24 protein-coding genes are annotated in these 19,831 nt (G+C 67.7%); 8 read left to right on the plus strand and 16 right to left on the minus strand.

Annotated features, from left to right (window positions below):
- Nucleotides 1-7 precede the first annotated feature (7 nt).
- On the plus strand, nt 8-1,252 hold the full coding sequence (locus N7590_RS18255; RefSeq protein WP_053510205.1) for a DUF819 family protein: 1,245 nt from the start codon (nt 8-10) through the stop codon (nt 1,250-1,252).
- 226 nt (nt 1,253-1,478) lie between these two features.
- Here the strand turns inward: N7590_RS18255 and N7590_RS18260 are convergent, their stop codons facing one another.
- From N7590_RS18260 to N7590_RS18280, 5 genes are read right to left on the minus strand one after another with little or no spacing between them, the layout of a single operon-like run.
- Nucleotides 1,479-1,958 carry a hypothetical protein gene (locus N7590_RS18260; RefSeq protein WP_164241672.1) on the minus strand — a complete coding sequence of 160 codons (480 nt, stop codon included), beginning with the start codon at nt 1,956-1,958 and terminating at the stop codon, nt 1,479-1,481.
- Nucleotides 1,959-2,004: 46 nt separating this feature from the next.
- Complete coding sequence (gene minE / locus N7590_RS18265) at nt 2,005-2,265, minus strand: cell division topological specificity factor MinE (protein WP_005408532.1); 261 nt, start codon at nt 2,263-2,265, stop codon at nt 2,005-2,007.
- A 2-nt stretch (nt 2,266-2,267) separates the two neighbouring features.
- Complete coding sequence (gene minD, locus N7590_RS18270; protein WP_006424120.1) at nt 2,268-3,077, minus strand: septum site-determining protein MinD; 810 nt, start codon at nt 3,075-3,077, stop codon at nt 2,268-2,270.
- A gap of 35 nt (nt 3,078-3,112) precedes the next feature.
- Nucleotides 3,113-3,958, minus strand: coding sequence for a septum site-determining protein MinC (gene minC / locus N7590_RS18275; protein WP_049457735.1), 846 nt, complete (start codon nt 3,956-3,958; stop codon nt 3,113-3,115).
- A complete protein-coding gene (locus N7590_RS18280) occupies nt 3,904-4,500 on the minus strand; it encodes a GNAT family N-acetyltransferase (RefSeq protein WP_008267255.1) in 597 nt (198 codons plus the stop codon). Before N7590_RS18280 ends, minC begins: the two co-directional genes overlap by 55 nt.
- A gap of 149 nt (nt 4,501-4,649) precedes the next feature.
- Between N7590_RS18280 and N7590_RS18285 the strand changes: the two genes are divergently transcribed.
- From N7590_RS18285 to N7590_RS18300, 4 genes are all read left to right on the plus strand, one after another.
- Nucleotides 4,650-5,858, plus strand: a complete 1,209-nt coding sequence (locus N7590_RS18285; RefSeq protein ID WP_053449103.1) for a sensor histidine kinase — start codon at nt 4,650-4,652, stop codon at nt 5,856-5,858.
- Nucleotides 5,858-6,499 (plus strand): response regulator transcription factor, encoded by a 642-nt coding sequence (locus N7590_RS18290; RefSeq protein WP_006424175.1) that lies wholly within the window; start codon nt 5,858-5,860, stop codon nt 6,497-6,499. The genes N7590_RS18285 and N7590_RS18290 overlap by 1 nt, the downstream gene beginning before the upstream one ends.
- Before the next feature lie 233 nt (nt 6,500-6,732).
- Entirely contained in the window at nt 6,733-7,806 is a 1,074-nt protein-coding gene (locus N7590_RS18295; RefSeq protein ID WP_053449104.1) for an SRPBCC family protein, read from the plus strand.
- Nucleotides 7,807-7,909: 103 nt separating this feature from the next.
- The gene (locus N7590_RS18300) at nt 7,910-8,281 is read left to right on the plus strand and encodes a DUF423 domain-containing protein (protein WP_164241673.1); all 372 of its coding nucleotides are present in this window, start codon (nt 7,910-7,912) and stop codon (nt 8,279-8,281) included.
- Nucleotides 8,282-8,792: 511 nt separating this feature from the next.
- Here N7590_RS18300 and N7590_RS18305 read toward each other — a convergent pair.
- From N7590_RS18305 to N7590_RS18325, 5 genes are read right to left on the minus strand one after another with little or no spacing between them, the layout of a single operon-like run.
- Nucleotides 8,793-9,602 carry a M15 family metallopeptidase gene (locus tag N7590_RS18305; RefSeq protein ID WP_053511828.1) on the minus strand — a complete coding sequence of 270 codons (810 nt, stop codon included), beginning with the start codon at nt 9,600-9,602 and terminating at the stop codon, nt 8,793-8,795.
- 9 nt (nt 9,603-9,611) lie between these two features.
- Nucleotides 9,612-10,205, minus strand: a complete 594-nt coding sequence (locus N7590_RS18310) for a PH domain-containing protein (protein WP_164241590.1) — start codon at nt 10,203-10,205, stop codon at nt 9,612-9,614.
- A 3-nt stretch (nt 10,206-10,208) separates the two neighbouring features.
- Nucleotides 10,209-10,388 carry a DUF4177 domain-containing protein gene (locus N7590_RS18315; RefSeq protein WP_006424209.1) on the minus strand — a complete coding sequence of 60 codons (180 nt, stop codon included), beginning with the start codon at nt 10,386-10,388 and terminating at the stop codon, nt 10,209-10,211.
- Entirely contained in the window at nt 10,385-10,564 is a 180-nt protein-coding gene (locus N7590_RS18320) for a hypothetical protein (protein WP_005412615.1), read from the minus strand. The genes N7590_RS18315 and N7590_RS18320 overlap by 4 nt, the downstream gene beginning before the upstream one ends.
- Before the next feature lie 45 nt (nt 10,565-10,609).
- Entirely contained in the window at nt 10,610-11,491 is an 882-nt protein-coding gene (locus N7590_RS18325) for an SPFH domain-containing protein (protein WP_006424215.1), read from the minus strand.
- Between the two features lie 136 nt (nt 11,492-11,627).
- On the opposite strand from N7590_RS18325, the gene purT reads away from it, so the two are divergent.
- The gene (gene purT, locus N7590_RS18330; RefSeq protein WP_014646362.1) at nt 11,628-12,815 is read left to right on the plus strand and encodes a formate-dependent phosphoribosylglycinamide formyltransferase; all 1,188 of its coding nucleotides are present in this window, start codon (nt 11,628-11,630) and stop codon (nt 12,813-12,815) included.
- A gap of 81 nt (nt 12,816-12,896) precedes the next feature.
- On the opposite strand, the gene N7590_RS18335 is transcribed toward purT, so the two are convergent.
- Together N7590_RS18335 and N7590_RS18340 are read right to left on the minus strand one after the other, a co-directional pair.
- Nucleotides 12,897-14,099, minus strand: coding sequence for an endonuclease/exonuclease/phosphatase family protein (locus N7590_RS18335; RefSeq protein ID WP_164241589.1), 1,203 nt, complete (start codon nt 14,097-14,099; stop codon nt 12,897-12,899).
- A gap of 38 nt (nt 14,100-14,137) precedes the next feature.
- Nucleotides 14,138-14,893, minus strand: coding sequence for an arginyltransferase (locus tag N7590_RS18340; RefSeq protein WP_164241588.1), 756 nt, complete (start codon nt 14,891-14,893; stop codon nt 14,138-14,140).
- 156 nt (nt 14,894-15,049) lie between these two features.
- On the opposite strand from N7590_RS18340, the gene N7590_RS18345 reads away from it, so the two are divergent.
- On the plus strand, nt 15,050-15,610 hold the full coding sequence (locus N7590_RS18345; protein WP_006424270.1) for an EF-hand domain-containing protein: 561 nt from the start codon (nt 15,050-15,052) through the stop codon (nt 15,608-15,610).
- A gap of 51 nt (nt 15,611-15,661) precedes the next feature.
- Here the strand turns inward: N7590_RS18345 and N7590_RS18350 are convergent, their stop codons facing one another.
- The 4 genes from N7590_RS18350 to N7590_RS18365 all read right to left on the minus strand — a co-directional run bounded on the left by N7590_RS18350 (nt 15,662) and on the right by N7590_RS18365 (nt 19,373).
- Nucleotides 15,662-16,879 (minus strand): sigma-70 family RNA polymerase sigma factor, encoded by a 1,218-nt coding sequence (locus N7590_RS18350; protein WP_164241587.1) that lies wholly within the window; start codon nt 16,877-16,879, stop codon nt 15,662-15,664.
- A 155-nt stretch (nt 16,880-17,034) separates the two neighbouring features.
- Nucleotides 17,035-17,544 carry a pathogenicity-like protein gene (locus N7590_RS18355; protein ID WP_164243006.1) on the minus strand — a complete coding sequence of 170 codons (510 nt, stop codon included), beginning with the start codon at nt 17,542-17,544 and terminating at the stop codon, nt 17,035-17,037.
- A 4-nt stretch (nt 17,545-17,548) separates the two neighbouring features.
- Nucleotides 17,549-18,457: an acyl-CoA thioesterase II gene (tesB, locus tag N7590_RS18360; RefSeq protein WP_005412623.1), complete on the minus strand. Its 909-nt coding sequence runs from the start codon at nt 18,455-18,457 to the stop codon at nt 17,549-17,551.
- Between the two features lie 139 nt (nt 18,458-18,596).
- Nucleotides 18,597-19,373 (minus strand): enoyl-CoA hydratase/isomerase family protein, encoded by a 777-nt coding sequence (locus N7590_RS18365; protein ID WP_049458435.1) that lies wholly within the window; start codon nt 19,371-19,373, stop codon nt 18,597-18,599.
- Nucleotides 19,374-19,407: 34 nt separating this feature from the next.
- On the opposite strand from N7590_RS18365, the gene N7590_RS18370 reads away from it, so the two are divergent.
- Nucleotides 19,408-19,831: copper chaperone PCu(A)C (locus N7590_RS18370; protein WP_279935778.1), on the plus strand; the 424-nt coding region annotated here is incomplete at its 3' end.

The following is a 19,831-nucleotide window of genomic DNA, read 5'->3' on the forward strand; positions in this document are numbered from 1 at the left end:
CGCCTGCATGCCTTCGACCGCCCTGATCCAGAACGACATCGTCGTCTTCGGTTTGATCGCCGCCACCCTCGGCGCCGTGTTCTGGACCGCCTCGCGCGAGCAGGGGCTGTGGAAGCGCTTCTACACCTTCGTGCCGGCACTGCTGCTGTGCTACCTGATTCCCGGCATCTACAACACCGTAGGCCTGATCGACGGCCAGAACACCAAGCTCTACAACCCGATCGCGCGCGACATCCTGCTGCCGGCGGCGCTGATCCTGCTGACCCTGGCGGTGGACATCAAGGGCATCCTGCGGCTTGGCCCGAAGCTGGTGCTGATGTACCTGGGCGCTTCGGCCAGCATCATGCTCGGTGCCGTGGTGGCCTTCCTGGTGATGCGCGCGATCCACCCCGACACCGTGGCCGGCGATACCTGGGCCGGCATGGCTGCGCTGGCCGGCAGCTGGATCGGCGGCGGTGCCAACATGCTGGCGATGCGCGAAGTGTTCGACGTCAACGCCACCACCTTCGGCCAGTTTGCCGTGGTCGATGTCGGTGTCGGTTACGTGTGGATGGCGGCGCTGATCTTCCTGGCCGGGCGCGCGGCGAAGATCGATGCGCGCAGTGGCGCCGATACCTCGGCCATCGATGAGCTGAAGGAGCGCATCGCGCGCTTCCAGGCCGAGCACGAGCGAATTCCCAGCCTCACCGACCTGATGCTGATCGTGGCGGTGGCCTTCGGTGGCGTCGGCCTGGCGCATGCCATCGGTGCGCCGCTGGCCGCATGGTTCAAGATCAACGTCAGCTGGGCCGCACAGTTCAGCCTGGATGCGCCATTCGTGTGGGTGGTGGTGCTGTCGACCACGCTGGGCCTGGGCCTCAGTTTCACCCGTGCGCGCACCCTGGAAGGCGCGGGCGCCTCGCGCCTGGGTTCGCTGCTGCTGTATTTCCTGATCGCCTGCATCGGCATGCAGATGGATCTGCTGGCGCTGCTGGACCGCCCGTGGCTGTTCCTGCTCGGCCTGATCTGGATCGCCGTGCACATCGTGCTGCTGTGGTGCCTGGGCAAGCTGCTGAAGGTGCCGTTCTTCTACTTCGCCATCGGTTCGCAGTCGAACATCGGTGGCCCGGCCTCGGCGCCGGTGGTGGCGGCGGCGTTCCATCCGGCCCTGGCGCCGGTCGGCGTGCTGCTGGGGACGATGGGCTACGCCACCGGCACCTATCTGGCCTACGTCGTCGGCATCACCTTGCGCGCGCTGGCCGGGCAGGGCTGAGCGGGTAGTGCCGGCCGCTGGCCGGCAACCAGGCGATGCTTCACAGTTTCAGGAAATTGCCGGCCAGCGGCCGGCACTACCGATGCTTTACGCCACCGGCAAGCCGCGTTCGATCAACCAGGCTTTCGCGTCTTCCGCGTCCTGCTCGAACCGCGCCGAGTGAAAAGTTGGGCGCCGCAAGGTTCGGCGCGTCGCCACGCGCCCGTGGCCAACCGCGCCCGCGGCTTTACGCCACCGGCAAGCCGCGTTCGACCAGCCATGCCTTCGCATCCTCGGCATCCTGCTCGAACCACGCCTTCGTAGACCCCAGCCGGTACGTATACCCCCACGCATCCATGTCGGCCATCAGCCGTTCGCTGCCGACACCGGGCAGCTGCCCGGCCAGCACGATCTGCAGGTAGCAGGTAGCGTCTTCCTCGGCCACCGAGTCGGTGGCATCGGTGTGCACCTGCGCACGCCGCTCCGGCGGCAGCACGATCAGGTGGCAGGCTTCGTGCAGCATCGAGTGCACGGGCGTGTCATCGCGCACGTACACGTTGCTGGCGATGATGCCCGCCTCCGGTTCGCCCCAGTAGCTGCCGGGAATCGGTTCACCGGCGGCCACGTGGTGCAGCCGAAGGCCATGCGCGGCGAGCAGGCACTGCGCATCGGCGAAGGCGATGTCGCCCACGCAGGTGATGTCCACGGCGGTTGTCGTATCGGTCATGCGGGTCACGCGGCCCCGCCCATGCAGGCACGGGCGGGGCAGGGCATCAGGGTTTGTCCGGGCCTTCAGGCAGCGCCACGGAGATGTCCAGCACGTCGTGCTGGCCATCCTTCACCAGGTCGACCTTCACTGCATCGACGTCGATGTTCACGTACTTCTTGATCACTTCCAGCAGCTCGCGCTGCAGCAGCGGCAGGTAGTCCGGGCCACCGCGGTGGCTGCGTTCCTGCGCGATGATGATCTGCAGGCGGTTCTTGGCGGTTTCGGCGGTGGTCTTCTTCGCTTTGAGGAAATCAAACAGGCCCATGCTTACCCTCCGAACAGCTTGCTGAAGAAGCCCTTCTTCTCGACGTTGGTGAAGCGCATCGGGCGTTCTTCGCCGAGGATGCGCGCGACGGCGTCTTCATAGGCCTGGCCGGCAGCGGATTCGACATCCAGGATCACCGGCTCGCCCTTGTTGGAGGCGTTGAGCACGTCGCCCGATTCCGGGATCACGCCAATCGCCTTCAGGCCGAGGACTTCCTCGACGTCGGCGATGCTCAGCATCTCGCCGCTTTCCACGCGCACCGGGGTGTAGCGGGTCAGCAGCAGGAAGGCCGGCACGTCCTGGCCGGACTCGGCCTTGTGGGTCTTCGAATCGAGCAGGCCGATGATGCGGTCGGAGTCGCGCACCGAAGACACTTCCGGGTTCACCACCACCACCGCGCGGTCGGCGAAGTACATCGCCAGGAAGGCGCCCTTCTCGATGCCGGCCGGGGAGTCGCAGATGATGTAGTCGAAGCCGTCGGCGGCCAGGTCCTTCAGGACCTTGCCCACGCCTTCCTGGGTCAGCGCGTCCTTGTCGCGGGTCTGCGAGGCAGCCAGCACGTACAGGTTGTCGAAGCGCTTGTCCTTGATCAGGGCCTGCTTGAGGGTGGCTTCGCCGTGCACGACGTTGACGAAGTCGTACACCACGCGGCGTTCGCAGCCCATGATCAGGTCGAGGTTGCGCAGGCCGACGTCGAAGTCGATCACCGCCACCTTCTTGCCGCGGCGCGCCAGGCCGCAGGCCAGGCTCGCGCTGGAAGTGGTCTTGCCGACGCCGCCCTTGCCGGAGGTGACTACGATGATTTCAGCCAAAGGACTTCTCCTGATGATTCTGTTTGGGGGCTGCGTCAGTCCAGCGCAGCGATCTTGATCTGGTCCTGTTCCAGCCACACCTGCACGGCCTTGCCGCGCAGGTTGTCCGGCACATCGTCCAGTACCTTGTAATGGCCTGCAATGGCGACCAGTTCCGCATGGAAATCGCGGCAGAAAATACGCGCCGCGGTGTTGCCCTGGGCCCCTGCCAGCGCGCGGCCGCGCAGGGTCCCGTAGATATGGATGCTGCCGTCGGCGATGACCTCGGCGCCTGCACCGACGGTGGCCATCACGGTCAGGTCGCAGTTTTCCGCGTACAGCTGCTGGCCCGAGCGTACGTTGCCCAGCTGCATGCGGCCCGGCTGCGGCGCGGCGGCATCGGCGACCTTGGCCACCGGCGCGGCGGGGGCCGGCTTGGGCTCCGCACGGACGGCGCGGCGCGGTTCTGGCGCGGGCGCCGGCGGGGCCGGTTCGGCCTCGGCACGCTCGTACTGCGCGCGGAACTTGGCCAGCAACGGCAGGCCGAGCTGCTGCGAAAGCAGATCGACCGCGCTGGTGCCGTAGGCCAGTGCCACCGGCAGCACGCCCGCGCTGCGCAGGCCGTCGACCAGCGCCTGTGCGGTGGCCACGTCCGGGACCTGGCTCAGGCCGCCGAAATCGAGGATCACCGCAGCGCGGCCGAACAGCTTCGGTGCGCGGGTCACGCGCTCGCGCATTTCCTGCACGAGGCGTTCGACATCAAGGGTACGGATGCGCAGGTTGGCGATGCCCACCTGGCCGATCTTCAGTTCACCGGCCTGTTCGTAATCGAAATTCACCGCCACGCTCAGGTCCCCGTCGGCCGCTGTGCCTGCGCCGGCAGCTGCCGGGCGCGTGTCCATGCCACATCCGGCAGCTTGCCGCGGTAGGTTTCCTGCACCCACGGATAGCTGCACAGTTCCTTGGCCAGCATGCTGGCACGCACATCGACCTGGGCCATGGTGTTCTGGCCCAGCTCGCGGAAGCCGAAGCTGCCGTGGAAGAGCAGGGCGGCATCGGCGCCATGGTCGAGGAAGACCTCGCAGGTCATCTGCGGGTAGCGCAGCTCGGCGAAGCTCTGGGCGTCGGCATAGAACGCACGGCCGACGCCACCGCCGCGACGGCGGCTGGCGACCACGATGCGGTCGATATAGAAGAACGGGGTGTCCAGCTGCTGCTTGAACCAGGCGAAGTTGCTGCTGTCGTGCTGGCTGTCGCTGCCGAAGCCGATCAGGAATCCGGCCAGGTTGCCGTCGCGCTCGGCGACGCGGAAATACTCAGCGGTTTCGTAGAACAGGCGCAGTCGGGCCGCATCCAGGGGAAGGATGGCCAGGCCAGCGTTGTTGTTCAAAGCCAGGACGGAATCGAGCTCGTGCTCGCGCACGTCGCGGATGACAATCGACATTGTGACTCCGTGGGGTAACGCGGTTGGTCCATCAAGGGACCCTGCGCACGATTATTGCATGCCCGGGGTGGGCTGCGGCATGAACAGGGGATATGCCCGAGCATGACTTTCGGCGCTTGGGAGCGGCCGTGCACGGGCTACGATGAGGGATGCTGGCCCGACTGAACCACAATGCGATGCTGCGCTACTCCGGGTTGTTCACCTGGGGCACCGTCGGCCTTTGGCTCGCGATCTACCTGATCGATCCTGTCTCGCTGACGCTGGAGACGCTGGACGGCGAAGCCGGCTTCCGCATCATCCCCTGGGCCTCGGCCTACCTGGCTTTCGGCATCGTGTACTGGGCGCTGACCCGCTCGCTGGGCGAGGGCCGTCCGGGCTTCTTCGACCATGCGGCGCTGATCCTGCTGACCGCCTGCGCGATCGGCGTCAGCTATTTTTCCGGTACCGCGCTGGGCAGCATCCTGCTGATGGTGGTGGCCGGCCTGCTGCCATGGCTGCTGGGGCCGCGCATCGGCGTGGTCTGGCTGGTGGCCAGCAACCTGGCGGTGTTGCCGGTCTATATCCAGCCGCTGGGCTTCCCGCCGTTCATCGCCGTGCTGCAGGCGGTGGGCTACATGGGCTTCTCCAGCTTCGTGTTCGTGATCGCGCTGGTGGCCCGTCGCCAGGCCGAGGCCCGCGACGAGCAGCGCCGGCTCAACTCGGAACTGCGTGCCACCCGCGCCCTGCTGGCCGAAAGCGCCCGGGTCAATGAGCGCACGCGCATCTCGCGCGAGCTGCATGACCTGCTGGGCCACCAGCTGACCGCGCTGACCCTGAACCTGGAAGTGGCCGGCCACCTGGCCGACGGCCAGGCGCTGGAGCATGTGAAGCGTTCCCACGCATTGGCCAAGCTGCTGCTGGGCAACGTGCGCGAGGTGGTCAGCCAGCTGCGCGAGACCGGCGCCATCGACCTGGCCGCGGCGCTGCGCCCGCTGACCGAGAACGTGCCCTCGCTGGACATCCAGCTGGAGATCGAGGATCCCCTGAACGTGGAGGACCCGCAGCGGGCCCACGTGCTGCTGCGCTGCACCCAGGAGATCATCACCAATGCCGTGCGCCACGCCGGTGCCCGCCACCTGTGGATCAAGGTGTACCGTGAAGCGCCGGACCGGGTGGTGGTGGAGGCACGCGACGACGGCGTCGGCGCGGAAATGGTCAATGTGGGCAATGGCTTGCGCGGCATGCGCGAGCGCCTGCAACAATGTGGTGGCCAGCTGCAGGTCGAGACCCGTCCCGGCGAAGGCTTCCGCCTGCGGGCGACGGTGCCGGCAACGGTGCTGGTGGCCGCCCTTACCAAGGTTCCTGAAGGAGTACGTTGATGATTCGCGTCTGCCTGGTCGATGACCAAACCCTGGTGCGGCAGGGAATCCGCTCCCTGCTGGCGCTCGACGATGGCATCGAGGTGGTGGCCGAGGCCGGCGATGGACGGCAGGCAGTCGAGCTGATCCCGCAGGTGCGTCCCGATGTGGTCCTGATGGACATGCGCATGCCGGTGATGTCCGGGCTGGAGGCGCTGCAGGTGCTGTCACGGCAGGAGCAGCTGCCGCCGACCATCATCCTCACCACCTTCGATGACGACCAGCTGGTGCTGGCCGGGCTCAAGGCCGGTGCCAAGGGCTACCTGCTCAAGGACGTGACCCTGGCGCAGCTGGTTGGGGCCATCCGCACCGTGGCCGACGGCGGTTCGCTGGTGCAGCCGGCAGTGACCCAGCGGCTGCTGTCCGGCCTGGAACACATGCGCAACGAGTTCGTCAGCCTGGACCGGCCCGACCCGCTGACCGACCGCGAGACCGAGATCCTGCGGCTGATGGCCAGCGGATTCTCCAACAAGGAGATCGCCAACTCGCTGGGCGTGGCCGAAGGCACGATCAAGAACCACGTGTCCAACATCCTTTCCAAGCTGGGTGTGCGCGACCGTACGCGCGCCGTACTGAAGGCGTTCGAACTCCAGCTGGTCTAGGGAAAATCGTTCCGGTACAACAACTTGGGCGACGGCCGGGGGTTCCGGCCAAGCGCGCCCCCTACTGGCGGGTGGCGGTATGCGTTACCCTTCGAATTCTTTGTCCATACAAATACGCAGCCGGCAGGGAAACCGGTGCGCCAATCCCGATAAACAATGCCCGCGAAGCCTGCTAGGATTGGCGCTTCGCTTCAATCAACCCGGCCGTGGGATCGGCCCCGGAGACTCTCTGAATGACCCGTATTATCGAGTTCCTGATCGCCTTGGGGATCGTGGCTGGCCTGTTCGTCATCATTGGCGTATGTCTGCCGGGCGAGCGTCACATCACCGAAAGCATCGAGACCAACCGCAAGATGACGATCGTGTACGACACGGTCAGCAGCCTGCGCCGCTTCAAGGACTGGAACCCGCTGGTACTGCGCGATCCCGCCGTTGAACTGAAGCTGTCCGGCCCGGCCTCCGGCGTCGGTGCCACTCTCGACTTCACCTCCAAGGACCTGGGCACCGGCTCCTGGAAGATCACCGAAGCCGAAGAGAACAAGCGCGTTGCGATCGCCATCGAAGACCCGACCAAGGGTCACGACAAGGTCACCACCTTCACCCTGGAGCCGACCGGCAAGGGTGGCCGCAACGTCAAGATCACCCAGGACTACTCGGTGAAGTACGGCTTCGACCTGTTCGGTCGTTATGCCGGCCTGTATGTCAGCCGCCAGATTGGCGACGACATCAAGATGGGCCTGTCGCGCATGGCCAACATGCTCGCCACCGTCCCGAACGTCGACTACCGCACCCCGGAAGCGCCGCTGACCGATCTGGCCATCGTCGATGTGCCGGCTGAAGACCTGCTGGTCGTCAACGCCGGTAACGTGGACCGCGGTCAGGACACGATCACCAAGTCCATCAAGGACAACCAGGAGTGGATCAAGCGCGTGATGGAGGCCAATGGCCTTGAAGCCGCCGGCCCGTTCCGGATCATCACCACCGACTTCGGTGCTGAGAAGTACGCCTTCGACATCGCCCAGCCGGTGAAGAAGAAGGGTGCTGAAGGTGCCACCGCTGAAGAGCTGACCGTCAAGATCGACGGCGGCGCTCCGGTCAAGTACGTGCACGTTGCTCCGCACCGTTCGGCGCATGCGGCCTACGCTGGCCACATGGCAGGTCTGGACGTGGCCCGCAACGGCCTGCGTGCCTGGGCCGTGACCTCGGGCAACGAAGTCATCGACCGTCCGTACGAGACCTGGAAGGACGGCATCGACAAGTCGTTCACCCAGGACGGTACCTACGACATCTACTGGGCCGTCAAGTAAGCCTCGGCTGACCCATGTAGTGTTGGACACGAAAACGCGCCGCTTCTTGCGGCGCGTTTTTTTTCATCTGGCGCCCGGCAAGGGCGTTGCGCAAGGAGCCCTCATGTTCAATCTCGAACGCCGTGCCCGTAAGCCTTCCCTGCTGGCCTGCCTGGGGGCATTGCTGGCCGCCACCTCGATCGGCCTGTCCGCCTATGCCTCGCATGGGGTGGCCGATCCGTTGGCGCAGCAGCATCTGAACATGGCAGCGCTGTACGCATTCGCGCACGGTGCGGTGCTGGTGGCGCTGGGCCCGCGTGCGCAGGGGGCGATCGCGCACCTGGCGTTGTACGTACTGCTGCTGGGCGTGCTGCTGTTTTCCGGCAGCCTGGTGGGCGGGGCGCTATGGCAGTGGCCGACGCGGATGGCGCCGATCGGCGGCACCAGCATGATGGCCGGATGGGTGCTGCTGGCGATCAATGCGTTGAGGCGGTGACGGCAGCCGGGCTGTCGCTTCGATCCATGCTGATGCGATCGTGATGGTTCATGGGCGTTACTTTTCTTTTCGCGCGAAACGAAAAGTGACCAAAAGAAACGCGCCGCCGGCCGCGAGCCGGTGCTGCGCACCGGTGCCCTGCGCTCCTCGGCCCGTCGAGGGACGGTGCGGAGAGCAGCCGAGCATGGCTCGGCTCTACAGAATCGCACGCACCTCTTCGCCCTCGACGGACCTGCGGTGCTCGGCTCGCTTGAAGGCGGACCCAACAGCCGCGCGCTGATCCGTTGCAGAGGCTTCGAGCGAAGCGACCGGCTTTTGCCTTTGCTCTCTTGTTCCATTCCGTGGCGGATGCACACGGAAACTGTCAGAGGCCGGGCGGGTGGGCTGGACAGGGGTATCCGCGCCATGGATGGCGCGGCTAAGCCTCCAGGGACGGATTCACGGCGTCCCCTGCGCAGCCTACCCGCCCGGACAGCGCCATGAATTTCGCCTTGCGGTCGCCACGAGGGGCTCAGCCGTTGGCCGGTCTCCAGCACCAGTGCCACGGTTCGTAGACGATCCCGTGCGGGTTGTCGCGCGGGTAGCTCAGTTGGAAGCCGTGCGCGCCGGCATGGCGCTGCAGCCAGGCAAACGCATCGGTGGCGTCGAAGGATTCCTCTGCCGGCGCATCGCCCGGCGTACCGATGTCCAGCGCATGGCCGCTGTGGTGTTCGCTGAAGCCCGGCGCGGCATTGACCTTCAGGATCTCGGCCACGCCCAGCCCGCGTGCCAGCTTCCGTTCGAAGATGCCCAGCTGGTAGGCATGGCTGCGAAAACCAGAGATCGCGTCCAGTGCCACGCCATCCCGTGCAGCGTGCAGGCGCATCCGGCGCCAGCCCTGCGCAGCGCCGCGGCGCAGCCACAGCGGGCGGGCGAAGCGGTCACGACCGGCGAAATGCAGCAGGCAGGGTTCGGCCTCCAGCGGCAGGCCGCTGTCGTCTGCGTAGCGCTGGGCGTCCAGGCCCAGCTGCTGCAGGCGCTGCTGCAGCCCGGCCAGCGGAAGCCATTGATCTTCCAGCGCTGCCCCGAATGGCCGAGCTGCCACTGCGTCCAGCAGTGCCAGCGCTTCCTCGACCCCGGGTTCGCGCGGCAGTCGTGGCACCATCGAATGCACGCCGCGCGGCAGTACGGCCGCCAGATAGCGGCCATCACGCTTGCGCCGCAGCACCCAGCGCGCCTGCGCCAACAGGCGTGCGTCCAGGTTGCTGCGCGCGCGCAGCAGGCCGGCGGGCCACAACTCGATGGTCGCGGTATTGATCAGCAGGGGCGGGCGTCGTTGCATCGCCGCAGCTTACTGCCGCGGCACCGATGCGGCCACCTTGCGCAGGGCATCGAGCAGCACCTGCGGCCGGTCCACGCTGAGCAGCAGCGTGCTGCCATCGCTGACCGGCAGGGCAAGCACACGCGCGCGATCGGTGACCAGGGCGAATCCCTTGCCGCCGCCCTGCAGGCGGAAGTGGCCCGAATAGAAGCCCGGCATTGCGTAGCCGTTGGTCTTGAAACGGATGCCATAGCGGCGGTCGCGGCCGAGATCGACCACCTCCGCCTGGTCCAGCCGCAGCGTTGCCACCGAAACACGCCGGCGATACAGGGTCGAGCGCACATCCAGCACGTCGCCGGCCAGTTCCACCCGGCGGCGGAAGAAGGCCGCGCCCAGACCGATGCCGAGCGCGGCGATCACCAGCAGGCTCCAGGCGGCGCTGCCGCCCATGCGGAACCAGGGCGGCGAGAGCGTCACTTCGATCCAGGGCGCGGTGGCCGGTGCCTTGTACAGCTGCGCATACACGCAGGCCACGAAGGCGGCCAGCAGCGGCAGCACGATCCACAGCACGCGCAACGGCGAGCTGTCGGCTACCTCGTACTGTTTCGGATCGCTGGCACCCATGGCTCAGGCCTCCTTCTTGAACACCAGCATCGCCGGGCGCATCGGCGCCGGGATGATGATGTTGACCAGCTCCCAGCCCAGTTGGCCCTGGCGGCTGAGTTCGGCCTGGATGTCCTCGGCCTTGTGCAGGCCCATCATGGACGTCTTGACCTCGATGGTCTGGTAGCTCCAGCGCTTGCTCATTCCTTGTCCTCCGGCGATGGCTTGGGTTTCGGCAGGCGTCCTGCCTTGCGCAGGGCGTCGCGCAGCACGTATTCGATCTGCGCGTTGAGGCTGCGCAGCTCATCGTCAGCCCAGCGCTGTGCCGCGGCCAGGACCTCGGCATTGATGCGCAGCGGATAGGCTTTCTTCTCACTCATGAAAACTCCTGGCGGGGCGGTGGGGCGCCCCGTTGCGAGGGTGGTTCAGTACAGCGAACCGGCATTGACGATCGGCTGGGTGCCGCGGTCCGAGCACAGCACGGTCAGCAGGTTGCTGACCATGTGCGCCTTGCGTTCCTCGTCCAGCTGCACCACGCCGTTCTTCTGCAGTTCGGCCAGGGCCATCTCGACCATGCCGACCGCGCCGGCAACGATGCGCGTGCGCGCGGCGATCACCGCATTGGCCTGCTGCCGCTGCAGCATCGCCTGGGCGATTTCGGCGGCGTAGGCGAGGTGGCTGATGCGCGCGTCGATCACCTGCACGCCGGCATCGGCCAGGCGCTCGGCCAGCTCGTTCTTCAGGTGCTGGGAGATCTCGCTGGCGTGGCTGCGCAGGGCCAGCTGGCCGTCCTCGTGCTGGTCGTAGGGATAGCTGGTGGCCATCGCGCGCAGCGCCGATTCGGACTGGATGTGCACGAAGCTCTCGTAGTCATCCACGTTGTAGACCGCCTCGGAGGCATCGACCACCTGCCAGACGATCACCGCGGCGATCTCGATCGGGCTGCCGTCCAGCTCGTTGACCTTCAGTTTGCCGCTTTCGAAGTTGCGCACGCGCTGGCTGACCCGGCGCTTGCTGAAGAAGGGATTGTTCCAGCGCAGGCCGTTGTCCTTCACGGTGCCGACGTACTTGCCGAACAGGCTGAGCACCGCGGCCTGGTTGGGCTGGATGGTGTACAGGCCGGCCAGGACGAACATGCCCGCCGCGACCAGCAGGACGCCCAGCAGCATCAGCAGCAGGTTGGGCGAGCCGGTGCTGGCCTTGGCGGCAACCCCGAGCACGAACACGGCGGCACCGGCGAGGGCGACGAGCAGGGCGCCGGCCAGCGTGCCGAGGCCGTTGAGCGAGGACAGCGACTTCTCTTTCATGGCAGTACGTCCTTGAGGGTTCGGAATAAAGATATCAAAGTGATATCAGATGCAGGCTACCGTTCGTCGGATGCCGTGGCCGGGGGCCCGGCCAGCTAGAATGCCCACCCGCCTTCACATCGCTGCTGGAACCGCCATGGCCAAGCTTGGAACTCCGTTGTCCCCCTCCGCCACCCGCGTGCTGCTGCTGGGCTCGGGTGAACTCGGCAAGGAGGTGGCCATCGAGCTGCAGCGGCTGGGCGTGGAAGTGATCGCCGCCGACCGCTACGCCGATGCGCCGGCAATGCAGGTCGCGCATCGCTCGCACGTGATCGACATGCTGGACGCGATGGCCCTGCGCGCGCTGATCGCGCAGGAGCAGCCGCACCTGGTGGTGCCGGAGATCGAAGCCATCCACACCGAGACCCTGGTCCAGCTGGAACAGGAGCAGGGCCTGCGGGTGATCCCGACCGCGCGCGCCGCACGCCTGACCATGGACCGTGAAGGCATCCGCCGCCTGGCCGCCGAGACCCTCGGGCTGCCGACCTCGCCGTACCGCTTCGTCGATACCGAGGCCGAGTACCGTGCCGCGGTGGCCGCGATCGGCCTGCCGTGCGTGGTCAAGCCGGTGATGTCGTCCTCGGGCAAGGGCCAGAGCACGCTGCGCAGCGAGGCGGACATCGCCCCGGCCTGGGACTACGCACAGACCGGTGGCCGTGCCGGTGCCGGCCGCTGCATCGTCGAAGGCTTCATCGACTTCGATTACGAGATCACCCTGCTGACCGTGCGCCACGCCGGTGGCACCTCGTTCTGCGCGCCGATCGGCCACCTGCAGAAGGACGGCGACTACCGCGAGAGCTGGCAGCCGCAGCCGATGTCGAGCGCGGCGCTGGCGCGTGCGGAAGAAATCTCGCGCGCGATCACCGACGACCTCGGCGGTTGGGGCCTGTTCGGCGTCGAGCTGTTCGTGAAGGGTGACGAGGTGTGGTTCAGCGAAGTGTCGCCGCGTCCGCACGACACCGGCCTGGTGACGCTGGTCTCGCAGGAGCTGAGCGAGTTCGCGCTGCATGCGCGCGCGATCCTCGGCCTGCCGATTCCGGTGATCCGCCAGAGCGGCCCGTCGGCCTCGTGCGCGCTGCTGGCGCATGGCGAAGGCGTGCCGTACTTCAACAACGTGGCGGCGGCGCTGCAGGTGCCGGATACCGCCGTGCGCCTGTTCGGCAAGCCCAGCGTGCACGGCCACCGTCGTGTGGGCGTAACCCTGGCACGCGCGGAAACCATCGACGAAGCGCGCGCCATCGCGCGCGACGCCGCCGACGCCATCGGCGTCGAACTGCGCCCGTAAAGAAGAAGCGACGACCAACGGTCGTCGCCTACCGGATTCCGGTGGGTACCGACCGTTGGTCGGTACCGCATCAATATCGCCTTACGGCTTCACATCCACCCACACCAGGTGGTGGTCGCTGCCATCGGCGATCTTCGCTTCCGGGCTTTCATTGGCCGGCCAGAAGATGCCGCTGCCGATGTACTCGAAACCGGTCGAAGGCAGCACGTAGTCCAAGCGCATGGTGCCGGACTTCGGGCCGAAATCGCCGGTGGCATGGAACGGCGCGCCCTTGCGCGCGATGCCCTTGGCCGCATAGGCCAGGCTGGTCTGCTCGCCACCGACGCTGCGCGGGGTGGGGTAGCGCAGCACGCGGGCGTTCTCGATCAGTTCGACGATCGCCTCATGGCGGCCATCACCGTCGACCGGGTCGTTGTTGAGGTCGCCGAGGATCACGAAGCGCGCGTCCTGGGCCAGGCCACCGCACTGGCCCTTGTCGTCGCACAGCCACGGCTTGTCACCCTTGGACAGGTATTCCTGCCACAGGCGCAGCTCGTCGTGGTTGCGCGCGGCGTTGCGCTTCTCCGGGCCGTCGAACACCGGCGGGGTCGGGTGCGAGACCAGTGCGTGCACCACGCCGGCCGGCGTCTTCACCGGCACGTCCCAATGCGACTTGGAGGACAGCCGCAGCTGCGACCACACGTGGTCGTTGTAGAAGCTCTTGCCGGTGCGCGGATCAAGCGGACGGATCGCGCCCGGCATCGCGCTCCACTTCAGCAGCTGGAAGCTGCGCACCTTGGCTTCATCGATCGGGTAGCGCGACAGCACCAGCATGCCGTACTGGCCCGGGTGCAGGCCGTAGCCCCAGGCATCGTTGCCGCGGCTGCGGCCTTCGCCGCCGACCACGCCGTTGTTGTCCAGGTCCAGGCCGCTGGGCACGCCGGTGTTGACCGGGGCCAGGTAGCGGTAGGCGAAGTGCAGCGGCTTGCCGCCGCCGGGCTGGGCCACTTCCAGGTAGCGCTTCTGGAACAGGTCGGCGGCGCGGTGGGCGTCGTCGAAGTCGAACTCGTTCAGCAGCACCAGGTCCGGGCGCACCTGCTGCAGCACCGCGGCGATCTTGCGCGCGTGCTCGCTGTCGCCTTCCAGTTCCTTGATCAGGCCACCGGCGTCATCGGAGTACAGCGAAGTGTTGTAGGTGGCCAGGCGCAGCGCAGCGGACGGCTTTTCGGTCATCGCGGGGGACGTGGCGAAGGCGGGGGCGCCGCAGAGCAGGGCCAGGGCGAGGATCAGGGGTTTGGCGTTCATGGGCCGTATTGTGCACCCGGCCCGGTGTCAGCGGTTTGTCAGCGCCCGTCCAGATCCTTGTCGAAATCGTGCCAGCGGCGGCCGTCGTAGGCCTCCAGCGGATGGAAGCGGCGCTTGTAGTCCATCTTCTGGTGGCCGCGGATCCAGTAGCCCAGGTAGACGTGCGGCAGGCCCTCGCGGCGGGCCCATTCGATCTGCTGCAGGATCGCGAAGGTACCCAGCCCGCGCGCGGCGTGCTCCGGGTCGAAGAAGGTGTAGACCGCCGACAGGCCGTGCTCGGTGACGTCGGTCACCGCCACTCCCAGCAGCTGGCTGGGCTGGCCGTCGTGGCCGGGCAGGCGCATCTCCATGAAGCGGGTGTGCGACCAGCTGCCGATCAGGAACTGCTCGAACTCGTGCGGGCCGTGGTCGTCCATGCCGCCGTTGGCGTGGCGGTGCACCAGGTAGCGGTGATACAGCGCGAACAGGTCGTCGCGCGTGGTGGCGGCGGTGATCCGCACCTCCAGGTCTTCATTGCGGGCCGCGCAACGGCGCTGGCTGCGGTCCGGGGCGAAGCGCGCGACCGGGATGCGCACTGCCACGCAGGCCTGGCAGTGCGCGCAATGCGGCCGGTAGACCAGGTCACCGCTGCGGCGGAAGCCCCAGCTCAGCGCCAGCGGATACAGGCCGCCGAGGCGGCGGTCGTGCGGGTCCAGCACCAGGTCGCGCGCCACCCGGTCCGACCAGTACCCGCAGGGGTGCTCGCCGGTCTGGAAAAGTCGCAGTTCGTCGTCTCTGTCGCCATGCATCGCCATGGGCACAGCATAGCCCCAGCCCGTCGCAGTGGCGGCGACTGTCCGCCGGATGAATGGAACCGGCAGCGGCGTCAACCGATGTCGCGCCCGGGCGTTGTTGTCCCCCGAGGGTGAAGTGATCACCCCGACGCTGTTCCCATTCCCAGGAGTGACCTCATGATCCGTACCCCCCTGCTGCTGGCCCTGCTGCTCGGCACCTCCGCTTCCGGTATCGCGCTGGCGGCCGACACCCCGACCACGCCGGCGCAGCGCCCGGCCAAGCTGGACACCAATGGCGACGGCGTCATCGACCGCAGCGAAGCCGCTGCCAACCCGCGTCTGGCGGCGAAGTTCGACGAACTGGACAAGAACAAGGACGGCAAGCTCTCGCGCGATGAACTGCCGCGCTGGAAGCACGGCCGTCGTGGCCACGGCGGCGAGCGCTGGGCCAAGCTGGACGTCAACAAGGACGGCCGCATCAGCCGCGAGGAAGCCAAGGCCGATCCGCGCCTGGCCGCGCGCTTCGACCAGCTCGACCTCAACAAGGACGGCTACCTGGACAAGGCCGACCGCGAACTGCGCGTGAAGCAGATGCGTGATGCCTGGTTCGCCGCGGCCGACACCAACAAGGACGGCCAGCTGAGCAAGGCCGAGTTCGATGCGGCCAAGCGCCCGATGCACGGTGGTCCGCGTCAGGGCGGCCCGCGTGACGGCGCCATGCCGAAGCCGCAGCGCTGAGAGCCAGCGCAATGATCAACGACAACGCCGGCGCACTGCCGGCGTTGTCCGTTACAGGCGGCCGCTGCGTACCAGCGAGTACAGCACCAGTGCGATCACCATCAGGTTCATGGCGATGATGCCGGTGCGGCCGTACATCGACTCGTATTTCCAGTTGATGCCCGTGCGCCCGCGCCGTGCCGAGTCGCGCACGATCATCGGCGCCATCACCCGCTGCAGCGGTACCAGGCACTGGTAGTTGACCACACCCAGGCCGACCGCCAGCACCGCCATCTGTGCCCAGACCGGCACCTGCAGCATCACCGCCAGCAGGATCGCCAGGCACCAGAACATGCCGGTGGTGATGTTGAGATAGAGGAAGCGACGCACATCGGCGCGCTCGGCATCGGTCTCGGTGTACGACATCAGGAAGCGCCCGCCCAGATAGCTGCCGATCGCTCCGCCGACCACGCCACCGATGACTGCGCCCCAGCTTTCGGCCGGCAGCACGTGCAGCTGGCCCAGTGTGGCAGTCAACGAGCCCATCGCGGTGCCGCCTGCTGCACTGGCGCCGCCGAGGCCGAGCTTGCTGCCGCCGATGCCGACGCCGGTGCCGAGCAGGATCGCCGCGCTGGCGGTGCCGGGCGCGGCCACCAGCACCATCGACACCACGGCCGTGGCGAACGCCGCACTCGGGGCACTGCTGCGGGCGAATTCGCCGAAGCGTTGCAGCAGGCCGTCACGCACCTGGGCGCGGGCGCGCGACAGCCGCTTGCGCACGGCGGCGTCGCTGAGCCCGAGCAGGTCGGCTACCTGCTGCGAACGCTGGCCTTCGCGGTAGTACAGCAGCAGGACTTCGCGGCTGTCGGCCGGCAACGCGGAAATGATGTCTTCGGCGGCGATCTCTTCTTCCACCCGCTGCAGCCGGTCGGCCGCACCCGGCGCCGGGTCGGCGGCCATGCCCAGTGCCACTTCGGCCGCCTCGCCGGTCAGCGGCCGGCCACGCTGCGCGCGCAGCCAGTCGCGGGCCAGGTTGCGGGTGATCTGCCGCAGCCAGGGCAGGAAGCTGGTTGAACTGCGCAGCTGGTGCAGCTGCTGCCAGCCCTTCACGAAGGCTTCCTGGGCGATGTCCTCGCTGGCCTGGCGGTCGCGGGTGATGGCCAGCGCGATGGCGGTGACCGTGTTCTGGCAGGCCAGCACGATGCGGCCATAGGCATGCTGGCAGCCGCCGGCGGCGGCCGGCAGTTCGCGTTCCAGGGTCTGGTCGATCGATGCGGCGAAGGTCGTCACGGCGGCGGCTCTCCTGCTGGGATTGTGTCCCATGACGGAGCCGCGCGCGAAGTGTGACCGGCCTTCAGTGCGGTAGTGCCGGCCGCTGGCCGGCAACCTCATGAACCCGTCCGGCGGGCTGCGGTTGCCGGCCAGTGGCCGGCACTACCCGTGCGTCATTTCGACGGCTGGATGCGGACCCGGACTTCTTCTTCTTCCGGCGGAGCCGGTTGGGCGGGGGGCTGCTGCTGCGGCTGCGCCTGCGGGGCAGGGGCCGGTGCGGCCGGCGCCGGGGTGCCGCGATGGCGCAGGCCGATCACCAGCGCCACGCCGGCGATCACCACCAGCAGGGCGATGCGGATGCGCCAGGCCCAGCCGCGGCCGCCGCTGCCCTGTTCCGGCATGTCGCGGAAGGCGAACTCGGCGGTCGGATGGTCGCGACGGGTGGTGTCGAGCAGGCGCGCGTCACGCAGGATTTCGCGTGCGCGCGGCTGGTCGTCGGCGCGCACGATCCACACCGCCGGGTAGGCGCTGGCGTTGCCCAGGTCGGTATAGCTGAACTGGCCGCGGCGACGGGTCTTGTACGAGCGCCCGTTGGTCACCTTGACCTCGATGCCATGCCCGCGCAGGAGCTCGGCCACGCCTTCGACGGTTTCCACGCGCTGGCTGCTGAAGATCTGGCGCATCGGATTACTCCTTGGCGGGCACGGCGGCTGCCGCTGCCTGGTCGGGTACGACGCGGATCAGGCCTTCCTGCGCGGTGCTGGCCACCAGCACGCCGTTGCGGGTGAAGAACTGGCCGCGGGCCAGGCCGCGCGAATCCTGCGCGCTGGGGCTGTCCAGCGAGTACAGCAGCCAGTCGTCGGCGCGGAACGGGCGGTGGAACCAGATGGCGTGGTCGAGCGAGGCCATCTGCACATGCGGGTGGTAGTAGCTGATGCCGTGCGGGAACGTCGCGGTACCCAGCAGATGGAAGTCGGAGGCATAGGCCAGCAGCGCCTGGTGCAGCTCGGGCGCATCGCCGACCGGCTCGCTCAGGCGCAGCCACACCTGGTGGTAGGGCGGGCGCTTGGGCGGGTTCAGTTCGTCGCGCGGGTACACGTGGCGGAACTCGAACGGGCCGCCGCGCGACAGCCAGCGCTGCACCTTGATCGGCAGCCGTTCCAGCACTTCGGCCGGCAGCGGACGATTCGGCTCGATGTCTTCCGGTTGCGGCACTTCGGGCATCTTGTGCTGGTGCTCGGCCCCGGTCTCGGCCTGCTGGAACGAGGCCGCGCAGAAGAAGATCACCTTGCCATGCTGGATCGCGGTGACCCGGCGCACCGAGAAGCTGCCGCCATCGCGGGTACGGTCCACGTCGTAGACGATCGGGTGGTCGATGTTGCCGGCGCGCAGGAAATAGGCGTGCAGCGAATGCACGTGGCGGCCGTTGTCGACCGTGGCCTGCGCCGCGGCCAATGCCTGGCCCAGCACCTGCCCGCCGAACACGTACTTGGTGCCGATGTCGCGGCTCTGCCCGCGGAACAGGTTGTCCTCCAGCCGCTCCAGGGTGAGCAGGTCGATCAGCTCGGAGACGACGGGTTCGGGCGTGTCGTTCAAGGGGGCGGCCACAGCAATGAAGAAGGCCTGATTATACCGGTGCGGGCCGGCCCCTCATCGGTAGTGCCGGCCGCTGGCCGGCAGCTTCGTGATCCTTCTGCGGCGCCTGAGGTAGCCGGCCAGCGGCCGGCACTACCGATTACTTGCCCAGACGTGCCACCAGCGCCTGCAGGGCGTTCTGTGCATCCGGGGCGAACCAGGCTTCGACGAAGCGGTCCAGCTGGATCAGGTCCGGGTGCAGGGCTTCGTGCAGGTCGGCGCGGGCAACCGCGCGGGTCAGCAGCATCGGCTGGCGCGGCTGCTTGAGCAGGTTCTGCAGCCAGGCCACGGCACGCGCCACCACCAGGTCACCTTCGGCCAGTTCATCGACCAGGCCAATCTGCAGCGCCTGTTCGGCCGGCACCAGTGAACCGGTGGTCAGCAGGACCCCGGCGCGGTGCACGCCCACCGCGCGGCGCAGCAGGCGCTGGATGCCCTCAGGTGCGATCAGGCCCACCTGCACTTCGTTCAGGCCGATGGCATACGGGCGCGACGGCTCGGCGCTGCGCGCCATCACCCGGTAGTCGCAGCACAGCGCCAGCACGCAGCCGCCGGCCGGGGCGTGGCCGGTGATCGCGGCCACCACCGGGATGCGGCTCTCGGCCAGCGTGCGCACGGCGCCAAAGAAGGCGTTCCAGGTGTCCAACAGCTTGTGCTTGTCATCGCCGTGCGAGAGCAGGTGCGGCACGTCCATGCCACCAGTGAAGATGCGTTCGCTGCCCGACAGCACGATGCCGTGCGCATCTTCGGCCATGGCCAGCTCGATGGCGTGGATCAACTGCCGGCACAGTTCGGTATCCAGTGCGTTGACCGGCGGCCGCGCCAGGCGCAGTTCGCGGATGGGGCCATGGTTGATCACCTCGATGAGCGTCGTCATGCTGCGGTCTCGTTGCGAAGAAGGAACCTGGGCGATGATAACCAAACCATTCGTTGGCGTATTGTTGATGATGTGTGCGGCCGCAGCATCGGCATCCGCCGCCGAGACGACGTGCGTCACCGTCGAGCAGGGCTGGGCGCGGCTGCCGCCGAATCCGGCGATGCCGATGACCGCCGGCTACGGCGTGATCCACAACGGCTGCCGCAAGTCGGTGGCGATCACTGGCGCGAGCAGCAGCGGTTTCGGCGATGTGTCGCTGCACGAGACCACGATCACTGACGGGGTCAGCCGGATGCGCGCGATCGAGCGCCTGCCGCTGGCACCGGGCGCCCGCGCCGAACTCAAGCCCGGCGGCCTGCACCTGATGCTGATGCAGGGCAAGGGCGCATTGAAGGACGGGCAGGCGCTGCCACTGCGGCTGCAGCTGGAAGGCGGTGGCGAAGTAAATGCCACGCTGG

Source organism: Stenotrophomonas sp. GD04024 (genome assembly GCF_029837545.1).
In the GTDB taxonomy this organism is placed as follows: Bacteria; Pseudomonadota; Gammaproteobacteria; order Xanthomonadales; family Xanthomonadaceae; genus Stenotrophomonas; species Stenotrophomonas forensis.

Coding starts and splice junctions, on each gene's coding strand:
- N7590_RS18255 (WP_053510205.1), top strand. CDS start 8: ATGCCTTCGACCGCCCTGATCCAGAACGACATCGTCGTCTTCGGTTTG.
- N7590_RS18305 (WP_053511828.1), bottom strand. CDS start 9,602: ATGCAACGACGCCCGCCCCTGCTGATCAATACCGCGACCATCGAGTTG.
- N7590_RS18340 (WP_164241588.1), bottom strand. CDS start 14,893: ATGGCGATGCATGGCGACAGAGACGACGAACTGCGACTTTTCCAGACC.
- N7590_RS18320 (WP_005412615.1), bottom strand. CDS start 10,564: ATGAGTGAGAAGAAAGCCTATCCGCTGCGCATCAATGCCGAGGTCCTG.
- N7590_RS18260 (WP_164241672.1), bottom strand. CDS start 1,958: ATGACCGATACGACAACCGCCGTGGACATCACCTGCGTGGGCGACATC.
- N7590_RS18355 (WP_164243006.1), bottom strand. CDS start 17,544: ATGCGCCAGATCTTCAGCAGCCAGCGCGTGGAAACCGTCGAAGGCGTG.
- N7590_RS18295 (WP_053449104.1), top strand. CDS start 6,733: ATGACCCGTATTATCGAGTTCCTGATCGCCTTGGGGATCGTGGCTGGC.
- N7590_RS18290 (WP_006424175.1), top strand. CDS start 5,858: ATGATTCGCGTCTGCCTGGTCGATGACCAAACCCTGGTGCGGCAGGGA.
- N7590_RS18365 (WP_049458435.1), bottom strand. CDS start 19,373: ATGACGACGCTCATCGAGGTGATCAACCATGGCCCCATCCGCGAACTG.
- N7590_RS18335 (WP_164241589.1), bottom strand. CDS start 14,099: ATGAACGCCAAACCCCTGATCCTCGCCCTGGCCCTGCTCTGCGGCGCC.
- N7590_RS18285 (WP_053449103.1), top strand. CDS start 4,650: ATGCTGGCCCGACTGAACCACAATGCGATGCTGCGCTACTCCGGGTTG.
- purT (WP_014646362.1), top strand. CDS start 11,628: ATGGCCAAGCTTGGAACTCCGTTGTCCCCCTCCGCCACCCGCGTGCTG.
- N7590_RS18310 (WP_164241590.1), bottom strand. CDS start 10,205: ATGGGTGCCAGCGATCCGAAACAGTACGAGGTAGCCGACAGCTCGCCG.
- N7590_RS18315 (WP_006424209.1), bottom strand. CDS start 10,388: ATGAGCAAGCGCTGGAGCTACCAGACCATCGAGGTCAAGACGTCCATG.
- minE (WP_005408532.1), bottom strand. CDS start 2,265: ATGGGCCTGTTTGATTTCCTCAAAGCGAAGAAGACCACCGCCGAAACC.
- N7590_RS18325 (WP_006424215.1), bottom strand. CDS start 11,491: ATGAAAGAGAAGTCGCTGTCCTCGCTCAACGGCCTCGGCACGCTGGCC.
- N7590_RS18345 (WP_006424270.1), top strand. CDS start 15,050: ATGATCCGTACCCCCCTGCTGCTGGCCCTGCTGCTCGGCACCTCCGCT.
- N7590_RS18280 (WP_008267255.1), bottom strand. CDS start 4,500: ATGTCGATTGTCATCCGCGACGTGCGCGAGCACGAGCTCGATTCCGTC.
- N7590_RS18300 (WP_164241673.1), top strand. CDS start 7,910: ATGTTCAATCTCGAACGCCGTGCCCGTAAGCCTTCCCTGCTGGCCTGC.
- minC (WP_049457735.1), bottom strand. CDS start 3,958: ATGGACACGCGCCCGGCAGCTGCCGGCGCAGGCACAGCGGCCGACGGG.